The following is a 25140-nucleotide window of genomic DNA, read 5'->3' on the forward strand; positions in this document are numbered from 1 at the left end:
CTCAGGCCTCCTTGAACGCGATCAGCGAGGCGAAGTTGAGGTACTGGAACCAGGTCAGCGAGCGTGGGAAGCCGGCCCGCGCCAGGCGTGCATGGTGGGCTTCCAGGGTGTCCGGCACCAGCACGTTTTCCAGCGCCGTACGCTTCTGGCTGATTTCAAGCTCGCTGTAGCCGTTGGCGCGCTTGAAGTCGTGATAGCGCTCCACCCGCCAGGCGTTGTCGCGCTCGTCGGGGTCGACCACCTTTTCCGAGAGTACCAGCACTCCGCCCGGTTCCAGCGCGGCATAGAGTCGAGCGAGCAGGGCTTCACGATCCTCGGGGGGCAGAAACTGCAAGGTGAAGTTGAGGATCACCAGACCCGAGGGGCGATAGTCGAGGGCACGGATATCGCCCTCGATCACCTCGATGGCGTGTTCGGGACACTCCGCGGCGAGGGTCTCGCGGGCACGCTCCACCATGGCCGGGGAGAGGTCCACCGCGGTCAGCCGGAAGGCGTCCGGCGGCAGCTGGCCGGCCAGGGCCAGACTGGCGGCGCCCAGCGAGCAGCCCAGGTCGTAGACGTGAGCGCCGTGGCGCAGGTGGCGGCCCGCGATCAGCCCCAGCATGCCCAGAATCTGGCCGTAGCCGGGCACCGAGCGACGGATCATGTCGGGGAAACAGGCCACCACCTGCTCGTCGAAGGAGAAGCGCGCCACCCGGTCCAGGGGTGTCGAAAAGATCGCGTCACGATAAGATGCGTCACTCATGAGCAGGTCAGGCCGGTAGCGTGGAACAGGCGGACATTCTACGCTTGCTGCCGGCCGGCTGCACGGATAGCGCCACGGCGACGGAGCGGTGGATTTACAGGCGGATACAAGGCTAGCCTGAGAGCGGTGAAACTTTGTCCGGTTTCGACGGGAGCCTTCCAGGTGCGATGGCTCCCGCAAGACGTCAAGGAGGATTGACATGAACCAAGCACCCATCGATCGAACCGGTGCCTGGCAGCGGCTGATGGAACATGCCGAGGAGATGCGCGGTGCTCACCTGAGCCAGCTGTTCGTCGATCAGGCACGAGGTAGCGCTTTCACGCGACGGGCAGCGGGGCTGACTCTCGATCTGTCGAAGCAGCGCTGGAGCGATGCCACGCTTTCGCTGCTGCTGGACCTGGCACGAGAGGCCGGGGTGCCGGAAGGCATTCAGGCACTTTTGAGCGGTGCGCACGTCAACGTCAGCGAGGATCGTCCGGCGCTCCACACGGCGCTGCGCCTGCCCCCCGAGGCCTCGCTTCTCGTCGAGGGCGAGGACGTGGTGCCCGGCGTACACGCCACCCTCGATCGCATGGCGACCATGGTCGAGCGGTTGCATGCCCGCCAGTGGCGTGGCGCCACCGGCCGGCCGATTCACGACGTGGTCAATCTCGGTGTCGGCGGCTCCGACCTGGGCCCGCTGATGGTGACCCACGCCCTGGCCGACTATCGCCCCGCCGATGCCCATCACGTCGCGGTGCACTTCGCCTCGACCATGGACGGCTCGCAGCTTGCCGACTATCTCACCCGCTTCAACCCCGAGACCACGCTGTTCGTGATCTCGTCGAAGTCCTTCACCACCATCGATACGCTGTCCAACGCGCGTACCGCCCGCGACTGGCTGATGGCGCGGCTGGTAGAGGATGGCAAGGACGTGGACGAGGCCATGGTGATGCGCCAGCACTTCGTCGGCGTCTCGGCCAAACCCGAGAAGATGAGCGAGTGGGGCATCGCCGAGGTCAACCAGCTGCTGTTTTGGGAGTGGGTCGGCGGCCGCTACTCGCTGTGGGGCGCCATCGGGCTGCCCATCGCCTTGGTGATCGGCATGGCCAACTTCCGCGAGCTGCTGGCCGGCGCCCATGCCATGGATGAGCACTTCGCCCAGGCGCCGCTTGCCGACAACCTGCCGGTGCTGCTGGCCCTGGCGGGGATCTGGAACGTCAATTTCCTCGATATCCGCGCCCACTCGATTCTGCCCTATGACGGCCGCCTGGAGCACTTCGCCGCCTATCTCGAGCAGCTGGAGATGGAGTCCAACGGCAAGTCGGCCACCCATGACGGCCGTCAGGTCGGCTACTCCACCTGTCCGGTGCTGTGGGGCCAGCTCGGTCCCAATGCGCAGCACGCCTTCTACCAGCTGCTGCACCAGGGCACCCAGCCCGTGGTGTGCGACTTCATCGCGCCGCTCACGCGCTACGACGACGTCGAGGACGCGGCGACCCGCGATCACCTGATGGCCCAGCATCGCCTGACGCTGGCCAACTGTTTCGCCCAGTCGCGCCTGCTGATGCTCGGCGACGATGCCATCGACGAGCCAGGCGAACGGCCGGGGCACAAGCGCTACCGAGGCAACCAGCCCTCCACCACACTGCTGCTCGACCGCCTCACGCCCGCCACGCTGGGGGCGCTGATCGCCCTCTACGAGCACAAGGTGTTCGTCCAGGCCACCATCTGGGGTATCAACCCGTTCGACCAGTGGGGCGTGGAGCTGGGCAAGCAGATCGCCGGCGAGACCGAGCGGATTCTGGCCGAGCGCGACGGCCTCGACAGGATGGACGCCTCCAGCCGGGCGCTGATCGAAGCGGTGTGGCGCGCCGAGCAGGAGGGCGAGCGTTGAAGCGATGTCCGTATCAGGCATTCTCGGGGCTGGTAATGTATACAGTGGCTTGGGTATGCTGAGCACGTCGCTGGCAGCGCCACCGGCCAGCGGCGTGCTCTATCTGCATGGCTTCAACAGCGGCTACGGCTCGCCCAAGGCGGTGCTGATCCGCGCCGCCTGTGCCGCGCTGGCGCTACCCTGCGAAACGCCGCAGCTGCCGCATCGGCCCTTGGCGGCACTGCAGCTGGCCGAGGAGCTGCTGCAGGGGCTGGGGGAGAGGCCGCTGGTGGTGGGCAGCTCCATGGGCGGATTTCTGGCCAGTTGCCTGGCCGAGCGTCACGAACTTCCGGCCGTGCTGATCAATCCGGCAGTACGGCCGGCGCAACTGGTGTCGGAGTGGCTCGGCGAGGCCTTCGTCAACGAGCATACCGGCGAGCGCTTCACCATCGAGACGGCTCACCGCCAGGAGCTCGATGCCCTGACGCCGCAGCGGGTGACGCCCGAACGCTACCTACTGCTGCTGGGCAGTGCCGACGAGACGCTGGACCCGGCGCACGCTTTTGCGCTCTATCGGGGCGCCAGGACCGTTCTGCACCCGGGCGGCGATCATGTGTTCAGCGCCCTGGAAGCGTATCTGCCGGCCATCCTGGCCCATGGTGGACACGGCCTGCCGCCGGAACGGGTATCATGCCGGCAGGGGTGAACCGCGTGCCAGCAGGGCGGGCGACAGGGATGCGCAGAGATCACGCTGGGAGCGCAATTGAATTCGTAATGGCTTTGGGACACGCATGACACAGTACAGTGCCAGCTCAATCGAAGTACTCTCCGGTCTCGATCCGGTGCGCAAGCGCCCCGGCATGTACACCGACACCACCCGCCCCAACCACCTGGCTCAGGAAGTCATCGACAACAGCGTCGACGAGGCACTGGCCGGCCATGCCCGGGAAGTCAGCGTGCGTCTGCTGGAGGATGGCGGTATCGAAGTGGCCGACGACGGCCGCGGCATGCCGATCGACATCCACCCCGAACACGGCGTCTCCGGGATCGAGCTGATCCTCACCCGGCTGCATGCCGGCGGCAAGTTCTCCCAGTCCAGCTATCGCTTCTCCGGCGGTCTGCACGGCGTCGGGGTGTCAGTGGTGAACGCCCTGTCGCGACGCCTGGAGGTCGAGGTGATGCGCGACGGTGCCCGCCACGCCATGGCCTTCGAGCACGGCGACAAGGTCTCGGAGCTGGCCGAGATCGGCAGCGTGGCCAAGCGCACCACCGGTACCCTGGTGCGCTTCTGGCCCGACGAGTCCTACTTCGACAGCCCGAAGCTGGCCATGGGCCGTCTCAAGCATGTGCTGCGGGCCAAAGCGGTGCTGTGTCCGGGCCTCAAGGTCACCCTGGTGGAAACCGACGGTGCCGAGAGCGTATGGCAGTACGAGGATGGCCTGCGCGATTACCTGGCTCAGGCCACTGACGGCTTCGAAGTGCTGCCTGCCTCGCCGCTGATCGGTCATTTCGCCGACGACGAGCAGGCGGTGGATTGGGCAGTGCAGTGGCTGCCCGAAGGCGGCGAGACGCTGATGGAGAGCTACGTCAACCTGATCCCTACGCCCCAGGGCGGCACCCACGTCAACGGGCTGCGCTCGGGCCTGCTCGAGGCGCTGCGCGAGTTCTGCGAATACCGCAACCTGCTGCCGCGGGGGGTCAAGCTCACCCCCGAGGACCTGTGGGAGCGCGTCGCCTACGTGCTCTCGGTGAAGATGCTCGACCCGCAGTTCGCCGGCCAGACCAAGGAGCGCCTCTCCTCGCGCACCGTGGCTGCCTTCGTCTCCAACGTGGTGAAGGACGCCTTCTCGCTGTGGCTCAACCACCACGTCGATCAGGCCGAAGCGCTGGCCGAGCTGGTCATCAGTGCCGCCCAGCGGCGCCAGAAGAGCGCCAAGAAGGTGGCGCGCAAGAAGGTCACCGCCGGCCCTGCGCTGCCGGGCAAGCTGGCCGACTGCTCCGGCCAGGACCCGGCCCAGAGCGAGCTGTTCCTGGTCGAGGGCGACTCGGCCGGCGGCAGCGCCAAGCAGGCGCGCAACCGCGAGACCCAGGCGATCCTGCCGCTGCGCGGCAAGATCCTCAATACCTGGGAGGTCGACAGCCACGACATCTATGGCTCCCAGGAGGTCCACGACATCGCCGTGGCGGTGGGCATGGACCCGGGTAGCGACGACCTCAGCCAGCTGCGCTACCACAAGATCTGCATTCTCGCCGACGCCGACTCTGACGGCCTGCACATTGCCACGCTGCTGTGCGCGCTGTTCGTGCGCCACTTCCCGGCGCTGGTGGATGCCGGCCACGTCTACGTCGCCATGCCGCCGCTCTACCGCATCGACCTCGGCAAGGAGGTGCACTACGCCCTCGACGAGAGCGAGAAGGCGGCGATCCTGCGCAAGCTCGAGGGCAAACGCGGCACACCCAACGTGCAGCGCTTCAAGGGCCTGGGCGAGATGAGCCCGCTGCAGCTGCGCGAGACCACCATGGCGGTGGAGACCCGGCGTCTGGTACAGCTCACCCGCGAGGTCGGCGACGGCACCATGGAGATGATGGACATGCTGCTGGCCAAGAAGCGCGCCGCCGACCGCAAAAGCTGGCTCGAAGACTATGGCAACCTGGCGGATATCGAAGTATAGCGCCAGCACGAGCGGCGCCGGGGGCAGGCCGTAGCGGAGGTCATTTGCCATGGATGGCAAATGTAGCGCCCAGGGATGGGTTTACAGCGCCTCCGCGAAGGCCTGTCGCCGGGATAGCCGCGGCGGGAACGAGAGACATTGAACCCTGACCAAGGGCATATCGTATGACCATGGATATCCAGGTGGCGGAGGGCGACGTCGAGCGCCTCTCGCTGCGCGAATACACCGAGAAGGCGTACCTCGACTACTCGATGTACGTCATCCTCGACCGGGCGCTGCCCCACATCGGCGACGGCATGAAGCCGGTGCAGCGGCGCATCGTCTACGCCATGCGCGAGCTAGCGCTGAACGCCAGCGCCAAGTACAAGAAATCGGCGCGTACCGTCGGCGACGTACTGGGCAAGTTCCACCCCCACGGCGACAGTGCCTGCTACGAGGCGATGGTGCTGATGGCGCAGCCGTTCAGCTATCGCTACCCGCTGGTGGACGGCCAGGGCAACTGGGGCAGCCCCGACGATCCCAAGTCGTTCGCGGCGATGCGCTACACCGAATCGCGGCTCTCCAGGTTCGCCGAAGTGCTGCTCGCCGAGCTGGGCCAGGGCACCGTCGACTGGACCCCCAACTTCGACGGCACCATGAACGAGCCGGTGGTGCTGCCGGCGCGCCTACCCCACGTGCTGCTCAACGGCGGCACCGGCATCGCCGTGGGCATGGCCACCGACATCCCGCCGCACAACGTGCACGAAGTGGTCGAGGCGACCTGCCATCTGCTGCGCCACCCCGAGGCCACCACCGCCGACCTGATGCATTACCTGCCGGCGCCCGACTTCCCCACCGCGGCGGAGATCATCACCTCCCGCGACGACTTGCGTAAGCTCTACGAGAGCGGTCGCGGCTCGGTGAAGCTGCGCGCTCGCTATATCCTGGAAGAGGGCAAGGTGGTGGTCACCGCCGTGCCCTACCAGGTCAGCGGGGCCAAGGTGCTCGAACAGATCGCCGCCCAGATGCAGGCCAAGAAGCTGCCCATGGTGGCTGACCTGCGTGACGAGTCGACCCACGAGGAACCGACCCGGCTGGTGATCGAGCCGCGCTCCAATCGGGTCGACATCGAGGCGATGATGGCGCACCTGTTCGCCACCACCGACCTCGAGAAGAACATCCGCGTCAACCTCAACGTGATCGGTCTCGACGGCCGGCCGCGGGTGATGCCGCTGCCGGACATGCTTGGCGAATGGCTCACCTTCCGCCGCAAGACCGTGCGCCGGCGCCTGGAGCATCGCCTGGGCAAGGTCGAGGATCGCCTGCACATCCTCGAAGGCCTGCTAGCCGCCTACCTCAACATCGATGAGGTGATCCGCATCATCCGCGAGGAGGACGAGCCCAAGAGCGCGCTGATGGCCGCCTTCGGTCTCTCCGACCGCCAGGCCGAAGCGATCCTCGAGCTGCGCCTGCGCCACCTGGCCAAGCTCGAGGAGATGAAGATCCGCGGCGAGCAGGACGCTCTCGAAGCCGAACGCAAGCGCTTGAAGGCGCTGCTCGGCAGCGAAGCCAAGCTCACCGACCTGATCGAGGAGGAGCTGCGCGAGGCGGCCCGTGAGCACGGCGATGAGCGCCGTTCGCCCATCGTCGAGCGCGAGGAGGCCAAGGCGCTCTCCGAGGTCGAGCTGATGGGCGCCGACCCCATCACCGTGGTGCTCTCCGAGAAGGGCTGGATTCGTGCCGCCAAGGGCCACGAAATCGATCCGGAAGGTCTCTCCTACAAGTCCGGCGACCGCTTCGCTCTGGCCGGCCGCGGCAAGACCAACCAGCCGCTGGTGCTGCTCGACGACACCGGCCGTGCCTACACCCTGGCCGCCCACAACCTGCCCAGCGCCCGCAGCCAGGGCGAGCCGGTCACCAAGTGGGTCAACGTGGTGGCCGGTGCGCACATGGCCGGGCTGATGCTGGCCCCGCCAGAGAACCGCTACCTGCTGGCCAGCGACGGTGGCTACGGCTTCGTGGCCAAGCTCGAGGAGCTGATCGGCAAGAACAAGTCGGGCAAGGCGGTGCTATCGGTGCCCAAGGGCTGCCGTGTGATGGCACCGGTGCGCGTGCCCGAGGGCGAGGACATCTGGGTGGCGGCGGTCTCCAACGAAGGGCGCCTGCTGCTGTTCCCGCTGGAGCAGCTGCCCGAGCTGGCCAAGGGCAAGGGCAACAAGATGATCGACATTCCCGGCGCCCGCGCCGCGCGGCGTGAGGAACTGGTGCGTGACATCGCGCTGCTGCCCGCAGGGGCGTCACTGGTCATCCATGCCGGTAAGCGGCATCTGACGCTCAAGGACGCCGAACTGGATTATTATCGCGGCGAACGCGGTCGACGCGGCAGCAAGCTGCCCCGCGGCCTGCAGAAAGTCGACCGCCTGGAGTGTGGTGAATGACACGACGACTGCTGATACGCGCCACCGGCGCGGCACGACCCGGCCAGTTGGCCGGCCTAGGCCAGGCCCTGGCGCGCAGCGGCGCACGGCTGCTCGACATCAACCAGAGCGTGACCTTCGGCATGGTCTCGCTGGAGGCGCTGGTCGGCCTCGAGCATGACAGCGACCTGGAAGGGGCGCTCAACGAGGCAGGCGCCACGCTGGGACTCGACGTTCAGGCCATTCAGGTCAGTGCCGATGACTACCAGCGCTGGAGCGTGCATGCCAGCGAGCCGCGGCTGATCCTGACCCTGCTGGCACCGCACCTCCCCGCCGGCATCCTGGCCGAAGTGGGGGCGCTCACCGCCGAGCATGGCCTCACCGTTGAGCTGATTCATCGTCTCTCCGGGCGTGAACCTCTGGATGGCGGTGTACCGCGCTTCGGTTCCTGTGTCGAGTGCTGGCTGCGCGGCGACGAGGTCGATCTCGACAGCCTGCGCGAGAAGGCGCTGGCACTGGGCGCCATGCACGGCGTCGACATCGCCCTGCAGGAAGATTCCATCTGGCGTCGCCATCGTCGCCTGGTCTGCTTCGACATGGACTCGACCCTGATCCAGGCAGAAGTGATCGACGAGCTGGCTCGTCGTCATGGCGTCTACGAAGAAGTGGCGGCGGTGACCGAGCGCGCCATGCGCGGCGAACTCGATTTCCAACAGAGCTTCCGTGAGCGCATGGCCAAGCTCAAGGGCCTCGATGAAGCGGTACTGGTCGAGATTGCCGAGGAGCTGCCGCTGATGGATGGTGTCGAGCGGTTGATGAAGCACCTCAAGCGCCTGGGCTACCGCACCGCGATTCTCTCCGGCGGCTTCACCTACTTCGCCCGCCACCTGCAGGAGACGCTCGGCTTCGACGAGATCCACGCCAACGAGCTGGTGATCGAGAACGGCAAGGTCACCGGCGAGGTGCGCGAGCCGATCCTGGATGCCAGCCGCAAGGCCGAGCTGCTGCGCGAGATCGCCGCCCGCGAGGGGCTCGCCATGGAGCAGACCATCGCCGTGGGCGATGGCGCCAACGATCTCAAGATGCTGGCGGCCGCCGGCCTCGGCATCGCTTTCCGCGCCAAGCCCCTGGTGCGCAGCCAGGCGCGGCAGTCGATCTCGACGCTGGGCATCGACGCCGTGCTCTACCTGATGGGCTATCGCGAAGGGGACCTGGAGGACGACAGCCGCGCGGGTTGATCGGCATCACTGGTGCTGCGGGGGGAACTGGCGTACCTTCGAAGAACCCCATTGAATCGGAGGTCGCCATGGCCCAAGCGCATTTCTCCGCCGAGCTGCTGGACGAGCTGAACCTGCTCTGCCTGTACAACCTCGATACCACCCAGGCTGGCCTCAAGGTGCATGCCGGTAGCGCATCTCCCGGTGCTGTGGCCGCCGCCGAGCGGCTGTATGAGAAGGGCTTGGTGACCCAGGCCGACGGTGGCTACCTGACCCCGCGCGGGCGCGAGGCCGCCCACCACGCCCAGGAACTCACCGGACTGCTGGATCCTGCCGAGCTGACCACCTGATCGAAGCACTCGGGCTGCTCATCCGACCTGGCCCGAAACGACGACGGCCGCCTTTTAGGCGGCCGTCGCGCGCCAGGCGCTCGGGTATCAAGTGTTCAACACTACGCCGCCGTTGAGGTGCAGCGTCTGGCCGCTCATGTAGGAGGACTCCTCGCAGGCTAGGTAGACGTACGCTGGTCCCATCTCGGAGGGCTGGCCGGCACGGTTCATCGGCACCTGGCCGCCGAAGGCGGCGACCTTCTCGGCATCGAAGCTGGCCGGGATCAGCGGCGTCCACACCGGCCCCGGCGCCACCGAATTGACGCGAATCCCTTTCTCGGCCAGCGGCACCGCCAGCGAGCGCACCAGGCCCTGGATCGCGCCCTTGGTGGCGGTGTAGTCGATCAGCGTCGGGTTGCCCTTGAAGGCGTTGATTGAAGAGGTGCAGATGATGCTGTCCCCCTCGCCCATGTGGGGCAGGGCCGCCTTGGTCAGGTAGAAGTGGCTGAACACGTTGGTCTGGAAGGTGCGCTGCAGCTGGTCCGGGGGAATCTCGGTGATGTCGTCCCAGTCGTACTGCTCGGCGGCGTTGTGTACCACGATGTTGAGCTTGCTGAATTCCGCCAGGGTCCTGTCGACGATCTCGTCGCAGAACGATGGCTCGCCCACGTCGCCCTTGAGCACCAGGCAGCGGCGCCCCTCGGCCTCGACGAGTTGCTGGGTGTCGCGGGCGTCGGTGTCCTCTTCCAGATGCACGATGACGCAATCGGCGCCCTCGCGGGCGTAGTGCACCGCCACGGCACGACCGATGCCGCTGTCGCCGCCGGTGATGATCGCCACCTTGTCCTTGAGCTTGTCGGCGCCGCGGTAGCTCTGGCGAATGTACTCCGGCTGAGGGTCCATCTTGTACTCGGCGCCGGGCTGGTGGGACTGCTCCTGTGGGGGTTGCTTCTCTTCGCTCATGTACTGAACTCCTTTTCCTTGGGAAACACTGCATAAATGTCTGCGCGTGCGAATCACTGCGTTGCGCGGTGCTCGAAAGCCTCACCTATACCCCATAGGCTCCGGTTGACTCGCAGCCTTCGGCTTCTCGCCCCTTCGGGGCCAGCCTACGGCTGTTTGTCGCTTCGCTCGGTACTGCGCTCCGGGCGCCTTGTGCTTCATCCCGCTCGCCGATTTATCAGTGCTTCCCTAGCACGTGATGACTAGAAAGTAGGTGGGAGGGTGTAAGCAGGACAAGGCGGGGAGCGTGAATAAAGGTTTCGTTGTCGTAACGTCCGGTGTTGCCATTCGCCGTGATGGGGCGTTGCGCGCTTCGTGCTCGTGATACCATCGCTGCGCCCGGCTGGCCATCCGGCAAGAGGCAACGAATTGGAGTTTCACAGAGCGTGTTTCCGAGAATGTCCATGAGCGCTTCCTTCGAAACCTGGCGCGTGCGCTTCGAGCGGCTGCGTGCCAACAAGATCTTCGAACTCACGGTGATTGCGATCATCGTGCTCTCGGCCCTGCTGATCGGGGCGAGAACCTATGAGGAGATCACTCGCTTCCAGCAGTGGCTGCGGGTGCTGGACGTGGCGGTGACGGTATTTTTCCTGATGGAGATACTGATCCGCATGGCGGCTGAGCGACGCCTGCTCGATTTCTTCAAGAAGGGTTGGAACGTCTTCGACTTCCTCATCGTCACCGCCAGCCTGATCCCCATGGACGACTCCGAGATGGTGCTGCTGGCGCGGCTGCTGCGTATCTTCCGCGTGCTGCGCCTGGTGTCGATGATCCCCGAGCTGCGCATGTTGATGGCGGCGCTGTTCAAGTCGATTCCGCGCATGGGCTACGTGGCGCTGCTGATGTTCATCATCTTCTACATCTACGCGGCCATCGGCAGCTTCCTGTTCCATGACGTCGACGAGCGGCTGTGGGGCAACATCTCGCTGGCCATGCTGACGCTGTTCCAGGTCGCCACCTTCGAGAGTTGGGCCACGGCAGTACTCTATCCCACCATGGAGCATTACCCCTACGCCTGGATCTTCTTCCTCACCTTCATCTTTCTCAACGCCTTCATCTTCCTCAACATGATGATCGGCATCGTACTCGACGTGATGCAGAAGGAGAGCATCCAGATCGAGCTGGAGAGCGGCGAGGGCGAGGCGGCGGAGCTGCACGGCCTGCGCGACGACGTGCGCCAGCTGCGCGATCAGCTTTCACGCATGGAGGCGATGCTCGAGCGGCGCGAAAAATAGCGCTTCCGCTATGCTCAGATGAGCGGGCTCGATGGCCGAGCCAAGTGGCAGAGCGTCTGGCAGAAGGAGAGTAAGGGATGACCGACCATTCAGCCTCAGGGGCGCGCACCTTTCTGCCGCCTTATCTGCTCGAGCGAGTCGCCAGCAGCGGCTCGGCACACCAGCGGGAGTGCGCCCGCCAGACCCTGCTGGCCGACGGCCGCTTTCGTGCCCGGGCGGGCAGCCTTGCCCTGCCGCAGGGCAGCGCCCGGCGCGGCGAGCCGGCTCGCTTCGTACACTCCGCCGAGCAGCGTCAGGTGCTGCCCGGCCGGCTGGTGAGGCGCGAAGGTCAGGGAGAGAGCGGCGACCCCGCCGTCGACGAGGCGTATCAGGGGCTGGGAGCGACCTACCGGCTGTTCTGGGAAGTCTACGAACGGCACTCCATCGACGATGACGGCATGGCGCTGCTGGCCACGGTTCACTACGGTCGTGACTACGAGAACGCCTTCTGGGACGGCCGTCAGATGGTGTTCGGCGACGGTGATGGCGAACTGTTCAACCGCTTCACCATCGCCCCGGACATCATTGCCCACGAGCTGACCCATGGCGTCATCCAGCACGAAGCCGCACTGGCCTATGCGGGGCAGTCCGGGGCGCTCAACGAGTCGCTGTGCGACGTGTTCGGCAGCCTGGTCAGGCAGCGTGAATTGGGGCAGAGCGTCGACCAGGCGGACTGGCTGATCGGCAAGGGGCTGTTCACCGAGCGGGTCGCCGGCCGCGCCCTGCGCTCCATGGCCAGGCCAGGCACTGCCTACGACGACCCGCTGCTGGGACGCGATCCGCAGCCCGATCACATGGAGGCTTTCGTGGTCACCGAAGCGGATCATGGCGGGGTGCACATCAACTCGGGCATTCCCAATCACGCCTTTCATCTGGTGGCCATGGCACTGGGCGGGCACGCCTGGGAGCGGGCCGGGCGGATCTGGTACGACACCCTCGTCGATCGCCGCCTGAATCAGGACAGCGACTTCGTCACCTTCGCCGCGCTGACCCATGACAACGCCGAGCGTCGCTATGGCGCCGCAAGCCGGGAAGCGACAGCGGTGCGCGAAGGCTGGCGGCGCGTGGGGGTGTCGCCGTGAGCCAGCCGCCGCCCCTGACGCCGGCCAGTGTGGTTCGGCTGCGTCGCGAGGGGGGCGTGGCGCATTTCCCCGGCCTGGCGCGCCCACGCTGCATCCGCTGTGCCCGCGTCAGCGAAGCTCAGCGCGACGAGCTCTGGCGCCTGCTGTCGAGCGCGGAAGCAGGGCGGGCAGCGGGTCGTGAAGAGGTGGAAGGCGCCGACCGGCGCCGCTTCTGCCTGAGCGTGGAGGATGCCAGCGGTACCACTCTTTGGGGGCTCACCGTGGCCGAGGAGACGGTACCGCCGGCTTTGATCGAGTGGTGGCGGCGGGCCGATGACGAAGCCAAAAACGAGGGCGACCCTTGACAAGCATCACGCAGGCTGATTTTCTAGAGGGCATGAACACGACATTTTGCTACCTCAGCCTGAACCTACGACTACTACCCGGCCTTTGAGCGTCGGGCGATGCGCTGCGCATCGCGTTTTTGTCCAGGTCAGTCGAGGTACCGAGATGTCCACCAACCGAATTGCTTTCCGCTACGTACGCCGTTTTGCCGTGACCGTGTTTGCCGTGAAGGTAAAAGGTTGCGTGCGCCGTTCCGTCTATCGCCACGACGCCCCGGTATGCTCCATGCAGCCGGGGCGTCGTCGTTTCTGAATGCCGCCTATCAGAGCCGCCAGCTAGGGAGACCACTGCCATGATGCTCGACAACCCCGCCGCCAAGTACCGCCCTTTCGTCGCCGTCGATCTGCCTGACCGACAGTGGCCGAACCGACGCATCGAGACGCCGCCGCTGTGGTGCAGCGTCGACCTGCGCGACGGCAACCAGGCGTTGATCGATCCCATGGATCAGGAGCGCAAGCAGCGCTTCTTCGACCTGCTGGTGAAAATCGGCTTCAAGGAGATCGAGGTCGGTTTCCCCTCGGCATCGCAGACCGACTTCGACTTCGTGCGGGCTCTGATCGAGCAGAATAAGATTCCTGACGACGTCACCATCCAGGTGCTGACCCAGGCGCGTCCGCACCTGATCGAGCGCACCTTCGAGTCGCTCAAGGGCGCCAAGAACGCCATCGTGCACGTCTACAACGCCACCGACCCGGTGTTCCGCCGCGTGGTGTTCAACGTCAGCAAGGAGGAGTGCATCGGCATCGCGGTGGACGCCACCACCCAGATCCGTGAGCTGATGCAGGCGGCACCGGAAACCAACTGGACCTTCCAGTACTCGCCGGAGCTGTTTACCACCACCGAGATGGACTTCGCCAAGGAGGTGGTCGAGGCGGTGATGGAGGCCTACGGCGCCACGGCCGAGAAGCCGATGATCGTCAACCTGCCGGCCACGGTGGAGGCGGCCACGCCCAACAACTATGCCGATCAGGTCGAGTGGTTCTGTCGCAACGTCAAGAACCGCGATCACCTGATCGTCAGCGTGCATCCGCACAACGACCGCGGCACCGGCGTGGCGGCGGCGGAGCTCACCGTGATGGCCGGCGCCGACCGCGTCGAGGGCACGCTGTTCGGCAACGGCGAGCGTACCGGCAATGTCGATATCGTCACCCTGGCCATGAATCTCTACACCCAGGGCGTGCACCCGGGGCTCGATTTCTCCAACATCACGCCGATCATGCGTGAGGTGGAATACTGCAACCAGCTGCCGGTGCATCCGCGCCATCCCTACGTGGGTGACCTGGTGTTCACCGCCTTCTCAGGCTCCCACCAGGATGCCATCAAGAAGGGCATGGCCGAGCGTCGCGCCAACCCGGAGGCCGTGTGGGAGGTGCCCTATCTGCCCATCGATCCGTTGGACGTGGGGCGCAGCTACGAGGCGGTGATTCGCGTCAACAGCCAGTCGGGCAAGGGCGGGGTCTCCTACCTGCTCGAGCAGGAGCACGGTATCGAGCTGCCGCGCCGGCTCTCCATCGAGTTCAGCCAGGTGGTGCAGGAAGTGGCCGACCGTACCGGCAAGGAGATCACCTCGCAGATGATCTACCAGGCCTTCGCCGACGAGTACCTGGAGCGTACTTCACCCTATGCGCTGGTCAACCATCGCCTGGCTTCCGAAGCCGATAGCCCTCGGGTCAAGCTCGAGGCCAATATCGACGAGCACGGCGAGCGGCGCGCCATCGGCGGCGAGGGCAACGGTCCGCTGGCGGCCTTCATCAAGGCCCTGGCAGCGGCCGGCCACGACGTGGAGATCATCGATTATCACGAGCACTCCCGCGGCCAGGGCTCCGACGCCGAGGCGATCGCCTACGTGGAGGTGCGCATCGATGGCAAGGCGGTGTTCGGCGTGGGCACCGATGAGAGCATCACCAGCGCCTCGATGAAGGCGGTGATGAGCGCCATCAACCGCCACGTCTCCACCCAGCCGGCGGCGGCCAACGTAACGGCGGAGAGCTTAGCAGACGTAAAGTAACCGCCCTGGCCTCGCAGCTTGATCGGCGACAGGTCTACGAGGAGGCGCTGTAAACCCATCCCTGGGCGCTACTTTTTCCTTCCCTGGAAAAAGACCTCCTCTCCGACCTGTCCCCGACGCTGCTTGTGCCGTGGTTGTCGGCTACAGCGGCGTCTTGCTTGCCTCGCCGGGGATCTCCCTGACCAGGCGCGGCAGCAGGAAGCCCGGTAGCACCGTCCGCAGGCCCGCGACCAGCTCGCGGGCCTCTTCGTCGGGCACGTCGAAATGCGCCGCGCCCGCCACCGGGTCGAGCACGTGCAGGTAGTAAGGCAGTACGCCGGCCTCGAACAGCCGTTCGGAGAGCCCGGCCAGCGCCGCGACCGAGTCGTTGACGCCGCGCAGCAGCACGCTCTGGTTGAGCAGGGTAACCCCGGCCGCCTTCAGCCGTGCGCAGGCCTCGACCACCGCCTGGTCGATCTCCTGGGCATGGTTGATGTGCAGCACCATCACCTTCTGCAACCGGGTGTTGCCGAGCCAGCCGAGCAGGCCATCGTCGATGCGGTCCGGGATCACCACCGGCAGGCGGGTGTGCAGGCGCAGGCGCTCGAGATGGGGAATCGCCTCGAGGCGCTCGACGAGCCAGGCCAGCTGGCGGTTGCTGGCAGCCAGCGGGTCGCCGCCGGAGAGAATCGCCTCACGGATGCTCGGGTCGCTGCGCAGCGTGTCCAACGAGCTCTCCCACTGCGCGCGAGCGGGGCTGTTGTCGTCGTAGGGGAAGTGACGGCGGAAGCAGTAGCGGCAGTTCACCGCGCAGGCCGGACTCGCGATCAGCAGCACGCGGCCGGCGTACTTGTGAATCAGCCCCGGCCCCGGCGTGTGTGCGGCCTCTTGCAGCGGATCGGTTACGTAGCCGGGTACGCTCTCGCTCTCGGCACTGAGCGGCAGCACCTGGCGCAGCAGAGGGTCGTGGGGATCGCCGGGGCGCATGCGCGCCAGGAACGCCTCAGGCACGCGCACCTCGAACAGCGCGTGACCGCCCTCGGCGCCGGGCAGCCAGGTGTCGTCCAGCCCCAGGCGCCGGCACAGCTCGTGCGGGTCGCGAATCGCCCGCGACAGTTGGGTCTGCCAGGGGCTCTGCAGCGTCAGAGGGGCAACGTCGGCGGGGGTCGATTCCGCTCTCTGCAAAAGGGCGGAGCTTCGGGTTATCATGCGGCACACCAGTCACAATGGGGCGAGGGCTCGAATCCTCGTCGATTCGGTACTTTTTGCGCGCCCAGAGCCTGCTGCGGCGCGCCCGATCATTCGAGAGGCAACATGGCTAACTATTCTACCAACGAATTCAAGGGCGGTCTGAAGGTGATGCTGGACGGCGACCCCTGTGCGATCGTCGAGAACGAATTCGTCAAGCCGGGCAAGGGCCAGGCGTTCAACCGCGTGAAGCTGCGCAACCTGATCACCGGCCGCGTGTGGGAGCGCACCTTCAAGTCGGGCGAGAGCCTGGAAGGTGCCGACGTGGTGGACCTGGAGATGGAGTATCTCTACACCGACGGCGACATGTGGCACTTCATGAAGACCGACGACTCCTTCGAGCAGTACGCGGTGGAGAAGAAGGCGCTGGGCGATACCGCCAAGTGGCTGAAGGAGCAGGTGGTCTACACCGTGACCCTGTGGAACGACAACGCCATCAGCGTGACGCCCCCCAACTTCATCGAGCTGGAAGTGGTCGAGACCGACCCGGGCCTGAAGGGCGACACCGCCCAGGGCGGCTCCAAGCCGGCCACGCTCTCTTCCGGCGCCGTGGTGCGGGTGCCGCTGTTCATCAACCAGGGTGAAGTGCTGAAAGTCGATACGAGATCTGGCGAATACGTCTCCCGCGCTTGAGGTGTGGCCCTTCCTGCGCTCACTCATACGTCGTTGAATCCCGAGACGGCTTGCTCATTTAGCGCTGCTAAACTCCGCTGCCTTACTCGGGATTCGCCTAGTCTGAGCATCGCTCGGAGAGGGCGCTAGGATGGTCTGTGAGGTTAGCGGCGTAGGGGACAGGTCGTAGAGAGGGTTTTTTGCCATGGATGGCAAAAATAGCGTACAGGGATGTATTCACAGCGCCCTCTCATAGACCTGTCGCCGGCCAAGCCGCGGTTCAACGTAGGCCACGCTATTCCGGCGTGGCCTTCATCATTGTGGAGACCGTGTCATGGCAACCGACTGGCGCCCCACGGCGAGTATCGAGACGCTGCGCGAGCGGGCGCGGCTGCTGGCCGAGGTGCGCAGGTTCTTCGCTGCGCGCGGTGTGCTGGAGGTAGAGACGCCGGTGCTGGGCCACGGCGGCAGCACCGACGTGCACCTGGCCTCGCTATCGCTGACGGCGACCACGCCGGCGGGGCGCGAGCGGCTGTGGCTGCAGACGTCGCCTGAGTTCCACATGAAGCGGCTGTTGGCCGCAGGTAGCGGGCCGATCTTCCAGTTCGCCCGCAGCTTTCGCGACGGTGAGGTGGGCGGGCGCCACAACATCGAGTTCACCATGCTGGAGTGGTACCGCCCGGGCTTCTCTCTCGACGAGCTGATCGAGGAGACCGTGGCGCTGATTCGTCAGGTGCTCGGTCCAAAACCGGGGGGTGAGGCAGGGTCGCTGCGCCGACGGCGCTACCGCGAGGTGTTCCGCGAGGCGCTGGAGCTCGACCCCTTCGGCGTCGAGCTCTGTGAGCTGCGGCGGCTGGCCGGCGAGCGCGGTGGGCTAGACATGGGCGATGCCGCCCGCGACGACTGCCTCGACCTGCTGATGAGCCTGGTCATCGAACCCACCCTAGGGCGCGAGGGAATCGACGTGGTGGTGGACTACCCGGCGAGCCAGGCGGCCCTGGCGCGGCGCCATCGCGACCCGGAGGATGGCGAGTGGGTCGCCTCGCGCTTCGAGGTCTATCTTGCCGGGCTGGAGCTAGCCAACGGCTACGACGAGCTCACCGATGCCGACGAGCAGCGTGAGCGCTTCGCCGAGGACAACGCCACCCGGCGACAGCTGGGCCTGCCCGAAGTGGACATCGACCAGCGCCTGCTGGCCGCACTGGAGCACGGCATGCCGGCCGGCAGCGGCGTGGCGCTGGGCATCGACCGGCTGATACAGCTGGCGCTAGGGAAAACGAGCGTGGCGGAGGTGATGGCCTTTGCCACGCCCAATTGCTGATACAGGCTTCGTCTGAAAGCCGGCGGGCGAAGCCTAGACGAACTCGCGGCCGGAGGTGGGCACTCCGCCCAGCGACTGACCCATGCTGACCTTGGTCTTGGGGGCCAGCGCGGCGTCGAAATCGACCTTGCCGCCGAAGGCCAGCACCACTGTGGAGCCGAGCTTGAAGCGACCCATCTCCGCCCCGCGCTCCAGGTGGATCGGCTGGTCGAAGCGGATGCGCTGCACCTGGCCCGAGAGCGGCGTGACCTGGCCGGCCCACACCGTCTCGATGGCGGCGACGATCATGGCGCCGACCAGCACCACGGCCATGGGGCCATGCTCGGTATCGAAGTGGCACACCAGGCGCTCATTGCGGGCGAACAGGTTGGGCACGTGGTCGGTGGTGGCGGCGTTGACCGAGAACAGCCGACCCGGCACGTAGACCATCTCGGTCAGGGCGCCGGCCAGCGGCATGTGCACGCGGTGGTAATCCTTTGGCGAGAGGTAGACGTTGGCGTAGCTGCCGCCGCTGTAGCGCTTGGCTGCCTCGGCGTCGCCGCCCAGCAGGTCGATCATCGAGAAGCGGTGCCCCTTGGCCTGCAGCAGCTTGTCGGCCTCGACGGGGCCGAACTGGGACAGGTTGCCGTCGGCGGGGCACAGCAGGCCCTCGCCCAGGGGGCGGGCGTCCGGCTTCAGCTCGCGGGTGAAGAAGTCGTTGAAGGTGGCATAGGCGGTGGGATCCGGCTCGGCGGCCTCGCCCATGTCGACCTTGAACACCTTGATGAAGGCGCGGATCAGCGCATTCTTGAGCCAGGCCACGCGGGTTTCGGCTAGGCAGCCCACCAGCCGCGAGAGCAGGTGATGGGGAATCGGATACTGGATCAGGGCGAAGAACTTGGCAGGGGTCACGAAGGAGTCATTCCTCAAGAGGGGGTGGAAGAAAGAAGAAAGAAGAAGGAAGAGGGAAGAAGGAAGAGGCGAGCCCTTGCCCTGCCAGGTGCAAAGCACTGATCTTCCCTCTTCGAGCGGCGCAGCCGCGTCTTCCAGCTTACTTCTCTATCGGCGTATCGTCGCGGTTGCCCCACTCCTTCCAGGAGCCGGCGTAGCCGCGTATCTTCTCGAAGCCCAGCGCCTTACCCACCAGCCAGGTGAAGCCGCTGCGGTGGTGACTCTGGCAGTGAGTGACCACTTCCATGTCCGGGGTGAGCCCCAGCGCCTCGAGTTCGGTGATCAGCTCGGCGTAGTCGCGGATGCGCAGCGCACGCTCCTTGTCCATGGCCTCGGTCCACTCCATGTTGACCGCGCCGGGAATGTGCCCGAGTTGCCGGTTCTCGCCCTTCTCGCCGCGATACTCCGCCGGCGAGCGGGCATCCCATACCGCAAAGCCCTTTTCACCCAGCCGCTCCTGCAGCTCCAGCCGGTCGATGGCGACCTGCGGATGCAGGAATTCAGCCTCGTACTCGCTGGGCGTCGCTGCGCTCGGCTCATGGGAAACGGGCTGGCCGGCCTGACGCCAGGCGTGGATGCCGCCGTTGAGGTAGGAGTAACGGGTATGCCCGATCAGCTCCAGGGTCCACAGCAGGCGTCCGGCCCAGCCGCCGCCCTCGTCGTCATAGGCCACCACGTGGGTATCGCGGGTCAGGCCCAGCGACGAGAACAGCCGCGACAGCGCCTCGGGGCTCGGCACCTCGTTGGGCACCTCGCCCTCGCCACGCATCAGGCGGCGAAAATCGAGGAATACGGCACCGGGCACGTGGCCCTCGTCGTAGCTCTCCGACCTCAGCGGCACGTCGACGATCAACAGTTGGGGATCGTCCAGATGCTCGGCGAGCTGCTCCGGTTCGACGATCAGCGGCAGCAGATTCTCTTCGGAACTCATGGCGCTCTCCTTATCTCATGGTCGCGATGCGGCCGAATCAGGTCTCGTTGAGACTATCGACGATATGGCGATAGCTGGCAAAACGCTGGGGATGAATGTCGCCGAGCTCGACGGCCTCGAGCAGGGCGCAGCCGGGCTCGTGGCGGTGGCTGCAGTCGCGAAAGCGGCAGCGGCCAAGGAAGTCGCGAAACTCGATGAAGCCCTCGGCGACCTGGCGTTCGTCCAGATGCACGAGGCCGAATTCGCGAATGCCGGGCGAGTCGATCAGCTCGGCGTCGTCGGCCGTCGGCAGCCGGTAGAGGCGCGCCGTGGTGGTGGTGTGGGTGCCCTTGCGCGAGTCCTTCGACAGCGCACCGATACGCAGCGACTCATCCGGCAGCAGTCGGTCGATCAGCGACGACTTGCCTACGCCGCTCTGGCCGACGAACACCGAGGTGCGTCCGGCCAGGCGCTCGTGCAGTGCGTCGAGCCCCGTTGCCCGCGCCGTGGTGGTGGCCACCACCGGATAGCCGAGCGCCTCGTAGCGCGACAGCAGGGCACGCAGCTCGCCGCCGCTGTCGGGCAGCAGGTCGATCTTGTTGAGCACCAGCACCGGAGCGATGCCGGTGGCCTCGGCGGCCACCAGATAGCGGTCGATCAGGTTGGGGTGCGGCGCCGGCTCCGCGGCGAAAACGATCAGGATCTGGTCGATGTTGGCCGCCACCGGCTTGAGCTGGCCGCGAGCGTCGGGGCGTTCGAGCACGTTCTGGCGTTCGCTGCGCGCGACCACCACGCCCTCGCTGACGTTGCCCTCGGCATCCTCGGCGGCACGCCAGATGACCCGGTCGCCGGTCACCAGCCCTTCGAGGTTGGCGCGCAGGTGGCAGCGCACCGTTGGCCCGTCGCCGTTCTCCTGCACGTCGAGGGTGCGCCCGAAATGGGCAATGACGCGCCCGGGGCGCTCGGGGCCGTATTCGCCGGCGGCGAGCTTCTGCGAGTCCTTGACGTCGCGCTGCTCGGCGCGCTTGGCGCGTTCGGCCTGTACCTTCTCGATTCGCCAGCGCTGCTGACGGCTCAACTTGCGTTTGCTCATGGGCGCCCGAAGATCGTTACAATGGCGTCATTGTACCCAGCGTGGTCCGGCCTGTCCTGCCGCGCCCTTCAACTCTGGAGCCTGACCGATGCCTAACACTGCCGCGCCACGCGAGGACCTGCTGGTGTGGATCGATCTCGAGATGACCGGACTCGACCCCGAGCGCGAGCGTATCATCGAGGTGGCCACCCTGATTACCGACAACGAACTCAACCTGGTGGCCGAGGGGCCTGTGATCGCGGTGCACCAGCCCGACAGCCTGCTCGATGCAATGGATGACTGGAACCAAAAGACCCACGGTGAGTCGGGCCTGGTCGAGCGAGTGAAGCAGAGCCATATCGATACTGCCGAGGCCGAGCGGCAGACCCTCGAGTTCCTGAAGCGCTACGTGGTGCCCGGTTCCTCGCCCATGTGCGGTAACAGCGTGCACCAGGACCGGCGCTTCCTCGAACGCGAGATGCCCGAGCTACTGGGCTTTTTTCACTACCGCAACCTGGACGTCTCCACCCTCAAGGAACTGGCCAAGCGCTGGAATCCGGGGGCGCTGGCTGGCTTCAGCAAGCGCAACACACACCAGGCGCTGGACGACATCCGCGAGTCGCTGGCGGAGCTGGCGCACTACCGCAATACCTTTTTGCGCCTGGCCGGCAGCGAACGCGACGAAGAGGAGTAGGAGCGCCCCTGGCTGGCACCACCAAGGGTGAGCGGCGCCGGGGACAGCTCGAAGAGGAGGTTATTTGCCATGGATGGCAAATATAGCGCCCAGGGATGGGTTTACAGCGCCTCCTCGCAGGGCTGTCGCCGGTAAAGCCGCGGCCCACCCCGGTCAGACGCTTGCTATCAGCCTGTCACGCTTCTCCCGCTGCCGTTCTAGCGCCCAGCGCACGTGCTCGCGTACCAGGTCGGAGGGGTAGGCGAGGCGAGCGCGCAGGGCCGCCTCCACGCTCTCGCTCCAGGGGGAGTTGCCCAGCCCCACCGCCAGGTTGCGTAGCCAGCGCTCGTAGCCGATGCGGCGGATCGGGCTGCCGGCGGTCTTGTCGAGGAACTCCTCCTCGCCCCAGGCGAAGAGTGACACCAGACTGGCGCGATCCAGATCGTGGCGCGGGGCGAAGTCCTCCTCTTGCGTGGCGCGGGTGAAGCGGGTGAAGGGGCAGACCAACTGGCAGTCATCGCAGCCGAACACGCGGTTGCCCATGGCCTCGCGATAGCGTTCGGGGATGGCGCCGAACAGCTCGATGGTGAGATAGGAGATGCAGGCGCGGGCGTCAACCACCTTGTCCTCGACGATGGCGCCGGTGGGGCAGGCCGTGCGACAGGCGCTGCAGCTGCCGCAGTGTTCGCCATCGAAGGGCGGGTCGACGGGCAGCGGCAGGTCGACGTAGAGTTCGCCGAGAAAGAACAGCGAGCCGGCCCGGGGGTTGAGCAGCATGGCGTTCTTGCCCACCCAGCCGAGCCCGGCCTTGCGCGCCAGGGCGCGCTCCATCACCGGCGCCGAGTCGACGAAGGCGCGGTAGCCGAAGGGACCGATCTCGTCCTCGATCCACTTGGCCAGGGTGGCCAGGCGCTTGCGCATCAGCTTGTGGTAGTCGCGGCCCACCGCGTAGCGCGACACATAGGCCGTCTGCGGTTGCCCCAGCACCTTGGCGCTCTCGACCTCGGCCGGCAGGTAGTCCAGGCGCACGCTGATCACCCGCAGCGTGCCGGGCACGAGTTCCTCGGGGCGGGTGCGCTTGGTGCCGTGCTTGGCCATGAAGCCCATCTCGCCGTGGTAGCCGGCCTCCAGCCAGCGCTGCAGATGACGCTCGTCCTCGGCCAGATCGACGTCGGCGATGCCCACCTGCTGGAAACCAAGTTCCCGTCCCCAGGTCTTGATGGTAGTGGCCAACTGGTCCAGCGCGCTGTCTTGCAGGATCGCGGGAAGGGTCATGATCGAGAAAAAACCGGGCAAAAATGAAGCGGGGGGATTGGCGAAAGCGCCACGGCGCTTACACTCCCATGATAAAGCAATGCCGGCAGGGAGACACGGGATGTCCGGGAATCATTCAAGCGAACCGCAGGTCGCGCTGCGCCCGTTGTATCGTGCCGAACAGGTGCGTGAGCTCGATCGGCGCACCATCGCGGGGGGACTCGAGGGCTTCGCCCTGATGCAACGCGCCGCCACCGCTGCCTGGCAGAGCCTCAGGGCGCGCTGGCCCGGCATCAAGCGTCTCAGCGTGCTGTGCGGTGGCGGCAACAATGGCGGCGATGGCCATGTGCTGGCGGCGCTGGCGGCAGTGGCAGGCGTGGCGGTACAGCGTATCGCCGTAAAACCCCTCGAGGAACTCGAGGGCGATGCCGCTCGGGCCGCGGAGATGGCCACGGCAGCCGGCGTCGGCTGCGAGCCTTGGCGTCGGGGTATCGCTTTCGACGGTGAGGTGGTCGTCGACGCGCTGCTCGGCACCGGGCTCAGCGGCGAGGTGCGCGGTGCTTTCCGCGAGGCCATCGAGGCGATCAATGCCTGCGGGCTGCCGGTACTGGCCATCGACATTCCCAGCGGCCTGGCCGCAGACACCGGGGCGGAGCTCGGCGTGGCCGTACGGGCCAGCCGCACCGTCACCTTCATCGGCGACAAGATCGGCCTGCATACCGGGCGCGCCCCCGCGCTGGTCGGTGAGGTCCATTTTCGCTCCCTGGGCGTCGATGCCCGTCAGCATGCCGATTTGCCGTTGGCGGCGGAGCTGCTCGACCAGGAGCTGATCAAGGCGTGGCTGCCGTCGCGTGCCCGCGATGCTCACAAGGGCGCCATGGGCCATGTGCTGGTGCTGGGAGGCGCCCCGGGATTCGGCGGCGCGGCGCTGCTCGCCAGCGAGGCGGCGGCGCGACTGGGCGCCGGCAAGATCAGCCTGGCCACGGCGCCGGCGCATGTCACGGCCTGCCTGACCTATCGCCCCGAGGTGATGGTGCATGGCCTGCGCGGTGCCGCCGAGCTCGGTGAGCTGCCGGAGCAGGCCGACGTGCTGGTGGTGGGGCCCGGCCTGGGGCAGGGGGCCTGGGGGCAGGGCATGCTGCAGGCGGCGTTGGCCGCTTCACGACCGCGGGTGGTGGACGCCGATGGACTCAACCTGCTGGCTTCTCACTTCACCGGTCAGCGGCGTGACGACTGGATCCTGACCCCGCACCCGGGAGAAGCGGGGCGGCTGCTGGGCTGTCGTGCGGCGGAGGTGGAGGCCGACCGTCCCGCGGCGGTGCGTGAGCTGCAGCGGCGCTACGGCGGCGTCGTCGTGCTCAAGGGGGCTGGCAGCCTGGTGGCGGGGCCCGCCGGTCTGGCAGTCTGCCCTTACGGCAATCCCGGCATGGCGTCGGGGGGGATGGGCGACGTTCTCTCCGGCATGCTCGGGGCGCTGCTGGCTCAGGGGCTGCCGCTGGAAGCGGCGGCCAGAATCGGGGTCATGACACATGCCCTGGCCGCCGACATGGCCGTACGCGACGCGGGGGAGCGTGGCCTGCTGGCGGCCGATCTGGCATCCTATGCCCGAGTTATCGTCAACCCGGATTTCGAGCCGGGGCTTCATTCGTTGTCAGGGGGCCGTTGATGCGCATAAGACTCGTGGACGAAGACCGTCAGGTCGTCTTCGGGCAATGCCTGGGCAGGGCCCTGCAGGGGAGCGGCCGCATCTATCTCGAAGGTGAGCTGGGAGCGGGCAAGACCACCCTGACCCGCGGCATCCTGCGTGCCTATGGCCATGCCGGAGCGGTCAAGAGTCCCACCTATACCCTGGTCGAGCCCTATGAATTGGCGAGCGGCCGCCTTTACCATTTCGATCTCTATCGGCTGGGAGATCCCGAGGAGCTCGAGTTCATCGGTGGACGCGACCTGTTCGCCGAGGACGCGCTGTGCATCGTCGAATGGCCGAGCCGCGGCCGGGGCTGGCTACCGCTATCCGATGTGACCGTGACCCTGTCGCTGCATGGTACCGGACGTTTGGCCCTGCTCGATGCGCATACCGCCCATGGCCGAGGAGTGCTCGAAGCGCTGCGGCAAGAGCCTTCCCTGTCCGATTTGATCTGCGCTGAAGAGCGAGATACGCCGTGATGCCCACTCGA

23 protein-coding genes are annotated in these 25140 nt (G+C 66.5%); 16 read left to right on the forward strand and 7 right to left on the reverse strand.

From position 1 onward, the window contains the following. Position 1 precedes the first annotated feature (1 nt). Positions 2-745: a carboxy-S-adenosyl-L-methionine synthase CmoA gene (gene cmoA, locus HOP53_RS12385; protein WP_234270319.1), complete on the reverse strand. Its 744-nt coding sequence runs from the start codon at positions 743-745 to the stop codon at positions 2-4. Between the two features lie 199 nt (positions 746-944). On the opposite strand from cmoA, the gene pgi reads away from it, so the two are divergent. The 6 genes from pgi to HOP53_RS12415 all read left to right on the forward strand — a co-directional run bounded on the left by pgi (position 945) and on the right by HOP53_RS12415 (position 9235). Next, the gene (gene pgi / locus HOP53_RS12390; RefSeq protein ID WP_234270320.1) at positions 945-2621 is read left to right on the forward strand and encodes a glucose-6-phosphate isomerase; all 1677 of its coding nucleotides are present in this window, start codon (positions 945-947) and stop codon (positions 2619-2621) included. A gap of 55 nt (positions 2622-2676) precedes the next feature. Beyond that, positions 2677-3306, forward strand: coding sequence for a YqiA/YcfP family alpha/beta fold hydrolase (locus tag HOP53_RS12395; protein WP_234270321.1), 630 nt, complete (start codon positions 2677-2679; stop codon positions 3304-3306). 85 nt (positions 3307-3391) lie between these two features. Next, positions 3392-5272: a DNA topoisomerase IV subunit B gene (gene parE, locus HOP53_RS12400; RefSeq protein ID WP_234270322.1), complete on the forward strand. Its 1881-nt coding sequence runs from the start codon at positions 3392-3394 to the stop codon at positions 5270-5272. A 164-nt stretch (positions 5273-5436) separates the two neighbouring features. Next, a complete protein-coding gene (gene parC, locus HOP53_RS12405; RefSeq protein ID WP_234270324.1) occupies positions 5437-7689 on the forward strand; it encodes a DNA topoisomerase IV subunit A in 2253 nt (750 codons plus the stop codon). Next, positions 7686-8906, forward strand: coding sequence for a phosphoserine phosphatase SerB (serB, locus tag HOP53_RS12410; RefSeq protein WP_234270325.1), 1221 nt, complete (start codon positions 7686-7688; stop codon positions 8904-8906). Before parC ends, serB begins: the two co-directional genes overlap by 4 nt. 68 nt (positions 8907-8974) lie before the next feature. After that, the gene (locus HOP53_RS12415; protein WP_086511902.1) at positions 8975-9235 is read left to right on the forward strand and encodes a TIGR02647 family protein; all 261 of its coding nucleotides are present in this window, start codon (positions 8975-8977) and stop codon (positions 9233-9235) included. Between the two features lie 87 nt (positions 9236-9322). Here HOP53_RS12415 and HOP53_RS12420 read toward each other — a convergent pair whose 3' ends face one another. Continuing rightward, a complete protein-coding gene (locus tag HOP53_RS12420; RefSeq protein WP_234270326.1) occupies positions 9323-10177 on the reverse strand; it encodes an SDR family oxidoreductase in 855 nt (284 codons plus the stop codon). Between the two features lie 443 nt (positions 10178-10620). On the opposite strand from HOP53_RS12420, the gene HOP53_RS12425 reads away from it, so the two are divergent. The 5 genes from HOP53_RS12425 to leuA all read left to right on the forward strand — a co-directional run bounded on the left by HOP53_RS12425 (position 10621) and on the right by leuA (position 14964). Next, positions 10621-11451 carry an ion transporter gene (locus tag HOP53_RS12425; RefSeq protein WP_234270327.1) on the forward strand — a complete coding sequence of 277 codons (831 nt, stop codon included), beginning with the start codon at positions 10621-10623 and terminating at the stop codon, positions 11449-11451. Between the two features lie 77 nt (positions 11452-11528). After that, positions 11529-12572: a M4 family metallopeptidase gene (locus HOP53_RS12430; protein ID WP_234270328.1), complete on the forward strand. Its 1044-nt coding sequence runs from the start codon at positions 11529-11531 to the stop codon at positions 12570-12572. Continuing rightward, the gene (locus HOP53_RS12435) at positions 12569-12916 is read left to right on the forward strand and encodes a protealysin inhibitor emfourin (RefSeq protein WP_234239264.1); all 348 of its coding nucleotides are present in this window, start codon (positions 12569-12571) and stop codon (positions 12914-12916) included. The genes HOP53_RS12430 and HOP53_RS12435 overlap by 4 nt, the downstream gene beginning before the upstream one ends. 145 nt (positions 12917-13061) lie before the next feature. After that, positions 13062-13208 carry a hypothetical protein gene (locus HOP53_RS12440; RefSeq protein WP_234270329.1) on the forward strand — a complete coding sequence of 49 codons (147 nt, stop codon included), beginning with the start codon at positions 13062-13064 and terminating at the stop codon, positions 13206-13208. A 40-nt stretch (positions 13209-13248) separates the two neighbouring features. Further along, positions 13249-14964 carry a 2-isopropylmalate synthase gene (gene leuA, locus HOP53_RS12445; RefSeq protein WP_234270330.1) on the forward strand — a complete coding sequence of 572 codons (1716 nt, stop codon included), beginning with the start codon at positions 13249-13251 and terminating at the stop codon, positions 14962-14964. A 141-nt stretch (positions 14965-15105) separates the two neighbouring features. Here leuA and epmB read toward each other — a convergent pair whose 3' ends face one another. Continuing rightward, entirely contained in the window at positions 15106-16152 is a 1047-nt protein-coding gene (gene epmB / locus HOP53_RS12450) for an EF-P beta-lysylation protein EpmB (RefSeq protein ID WP_234270331.1), read from the reverse strand. 105 nt (positions 16153-16257) lie between these two features. Here epmB and efp point away from each other — a divergent pair, with 105 nt between their 5' ends. After that, positions 16258-16824, forward strand: a complete 567-nt coding sequence (gene efp / locus HOP53_RS12455) for an elongation factor P (protein WP_234270332.1) — start codon at positions 16258-16260, stop codon at positions 16822-16824. 313 nt (positions 16825-17137) lie between these two features. Beyond that, a complete protein-coding gene (gene epmA / locus HOP53_RS12460) occupies positions 17138-18124 on the forward strand; it encodes an EF-P lysine aminoacylase EpmA (protein ID WP_234270333.1) in 987 nt (328 codons plus the stop codon). A gap of 33 nt (positions 18125-18157) precedes the next feature. Here epmA and asd read toward each other — a convergent pair whose 3' ends face one another. The 3 genes from asd to rsgA form a co-directional block, all read right to left on the reverse strand. After that, entirely contained in the window at positions 18158-19015 is an 858-nt protein-coding gene (gene asd, locus HOP53_RS12465; protein WP_234270334.1) for an archaetidylserine decarboxylase, read from the reverse strand. A gap of 139 nt (positions 19016-19154) precedes the next feature. Further along, complete coding sequence (locus HOP53_RS12470) at positions 19155-19985, reverse strand: sulfurtransferase (protein ID WP_103968380.1); 831 nt, start codon at positions 19983-19985, stop codon at positions 19155-19157. Positions 19986-20022: 37 nt separating this feature from the next. Next, entirely contained in the window at positions 20023-21057 is a 1035-nt protein-coding gene (gene rsgA / locus HOP53_RS12475) for a small ribosomal subunit biogenesis GTPase RsgA (RefSeq protein WP_234270335.1), read from the reverse strand. Between the two features lie 88 nt (positions 21058-21145). Here rsgA and orn point away from each other — a divergent pair, with 88 nt between their 5' ends. Then, positions 21146-21730, forward strand: a complete 585-nt coding sequence (gene orn, locus HOP53_RS12480) for an oligoribonuclease (protein WP_234270336.1) — start codon at positions 21146-21148, stop codon at positions 21728-21730. Positions 21731-21883: 153 nt separating this feature from the next. On the opposite strand, the gene queG is transcribed toward orn, so the two are convergent. Beyond that, positions 21884-22984 (reverse strand): tRNA epoxyqueuosine(34) reductase QueG, encoded by a 1101-nt coding sequence (gene queG / locus HOP53_RS12485; RefSeq protein ID WP_234270337.1) that lies wholly within the window; start codon positions 22982-22984, stop codon positions 21884-21886. A gap of 100 nt (positions 22985-23084) precedes the next feature. On the opposite strand from queG, the gene HOP53_RS12490 reads away from it, so the two are divergent. Together HOP53_RS12490 and tsaE are read left to right on the forward strand one after the other, a co-directional pair. Next, complete coding sequence (locus tag HOP53_RS12490) at positions 23085-24629, forward strand: NAD(P)H-hydrate dehydratase (protein WP_234270338.1); 1545 nt, start codon at positions 23085-23087, stop codon at positions 24627-24629. After that, on the forward strand, positions 24629-25129 hold the full coding sequence (gene tsaE / locus HOP53_RS12495) for a tRNA (adenosine(37)-N6)-threonylcarbamoyltransferase complex ATPase subunit type 1 TsaE (protein ID WP_234270339.1): 501 nt from the start codon (positions 24629-24631) through the stop codon (positions 25127-25129). The genes HOP53_RS12490 and tsaE overlap by 1 nt, the downstream gene beginning before the upstream one ends. Positions 25130-25140 lie beyond the last annotated feature (11 nt).

This window comes from Billgrantia ethanolica (genome assembly GCF_021404305.1).
In the GTDB taxonomy this organism is placed as follows: Bacteria; Pseudomonadota; Gammaproteobacteria; order Pseudomonadales; family Halomonadaceae; genus Halomonas; species Halomonas ethanolica.

What these genes read in the sequence shown, in the direction of transcription:
- cmoA (WP_234270319.1), bottom strand. Translation starts at nt 745, where the DNA reads ATGAGTGACGCATCTTATCGTGACGCGATCTTTTCGACACCCCTGGAC.
- pgi (WP_234270320.1), top strand. Translation starts at nt 945, where the DNA reads ATGAACCAAGCACCCATCGATCGAACCGGTGCCTGGCAGCGGCTGATG.
- HOP53_RS12395 (WP_234270321.1), top strand. Translation starts at nt 2,677, where the DNA reads ATGCTGAGCACGTCGCTGGCAGCGCCACCGGCCAGCGGCGTGCTCTAT.
- parE (WP_234270322.1), top strand. Translation starts at nt 3,392, where the DNA reads ATGACACAGTACAGTGCCAGCTCAATCGAAGTACTCTCCGGTCTCGAT.
- parC (WP_234270324.1), top strand. Translation starts at nt 5,437, where the DNA reads ATGACCATGGATATCCAGGTGGCGGAGGGCGACGTCGAGCGCCTCTCG.
- serB (WP_234270325.1), top strand. Translation starts at nt 7,686, where the DNA reads ATGACACGACGACTGCTGATACGCGCCACCGGCGCGGCACGACCCGGC.
- HOP53_RS12415 (WP_086511902.1), top strand. Translation starts at nt 8,975, where the DNA reads ATGGCCCAAGCGCATTTCTCCGCCGAGCTGCTGGACGAGCTGAACCTG.
- HOP53_RS12420 (WP_234270326.1), bottom strand. Translation starts at nt 10,177, where the DNA reads ATGAGCGAAGAGAAGCAACCCCCACAGGAGCAGTCCCACCAGCCCGGC.
- HOP53_RS12425 (WP_234270327.1), top strand. Translation starts at nt 10,621, where the DNA reads ATGAGCGCTTCCTTCGAAACCTGGCGCGTGCGCTTCGAGCGGCTGCGT.
- HOP53_RS12430 (WP_234270328.1), top strand. Translation starts at nt 11,529, where the DNA reads ATGACCGACCATTCAGCCTCAGGGGCGCGCACCTTTCTGCCGCCTTAT.
- HOP53_RS12440 (WP_234270329.1), top strand. Translation starts at nt 13,062, where the DNA reads ATGTCCACCAACCGAATTGCTTTCCGCTACGTACGCCGTTTTGCCGTG.
- leuA (WP_234270330.1), top strand. Translation starts at nt 13,249, where the DNA reads ATGATGCTCGACAACCCCGCCGCCAAGTACCGCCCTTTCGTCGCCGTC.
- epmB (WP_234270331.1), bottom strand. Translation starts at nt 16,152, where the DNA reads ATGATAACCCGAAGCTCCGCCCTTTTGCAGAGAGCGGAATCGACCCCC.
- efp (WP_234270332.1), top strand. Translation starts at nt 16,258, where the DNA reads ATGGCTAACTATTCTACCAACGAATTCAAGGGCGGTCTGAAGGTGATG.
- epmA (WP_234270333.1), top strand. Translation starts at nt 17,138, where the DNA reads ATGGCAACCGACTGGCGCCCCACGGCGAGTATCGAGACGCTGCGCGAG.
- HOP53_RS12470 (WP_103968380.1), bottom strand. Translation starts at nt 19,985, where the DNA reads ATGAGTTCCGAAGAGAATCTGCTGCCGCTGATCGTCGAACCGGAGCAG.
- rsgA (WP_234270335.1), bottom strand. Translation starts at nt 21,057, where the DNA reads ATGAGCAAACGCAAGTTGAGCCGTCAGCAGCGCTGGCGAATCGAGAAG.
- orn (WP_234270336.1), top strand. Translation starts at nt 21,146, where the DNA reads ATGCCTAACACTGCCGCGCCACGCGAGGACCTGCTGGTGTGGATCGAT.
- queG (WP_234270337.1), bottom strand. Translation starts at nt 22,984, where the DNA reads ATGACCCTTCCCGCGATCCTGCAAGACAGCGCGCTGGACCAGTTGGCC.
- HOP53_RS12490 (WP_234270338.1), top strand. Translation starts at nt 23,085, where the DNA reads ATGTCCGGGAATCATTCAAGCGAACCGCAGGTCGCGCTGCGCCCGTTG.
- tsaE (WP_234270339.1), top strand. Translation starts at nt 24,629, where the DNA reads ATGCGCATAAGACTCGTGGACGAAGACCGTCAGGTCGTCTTCGGGCAA.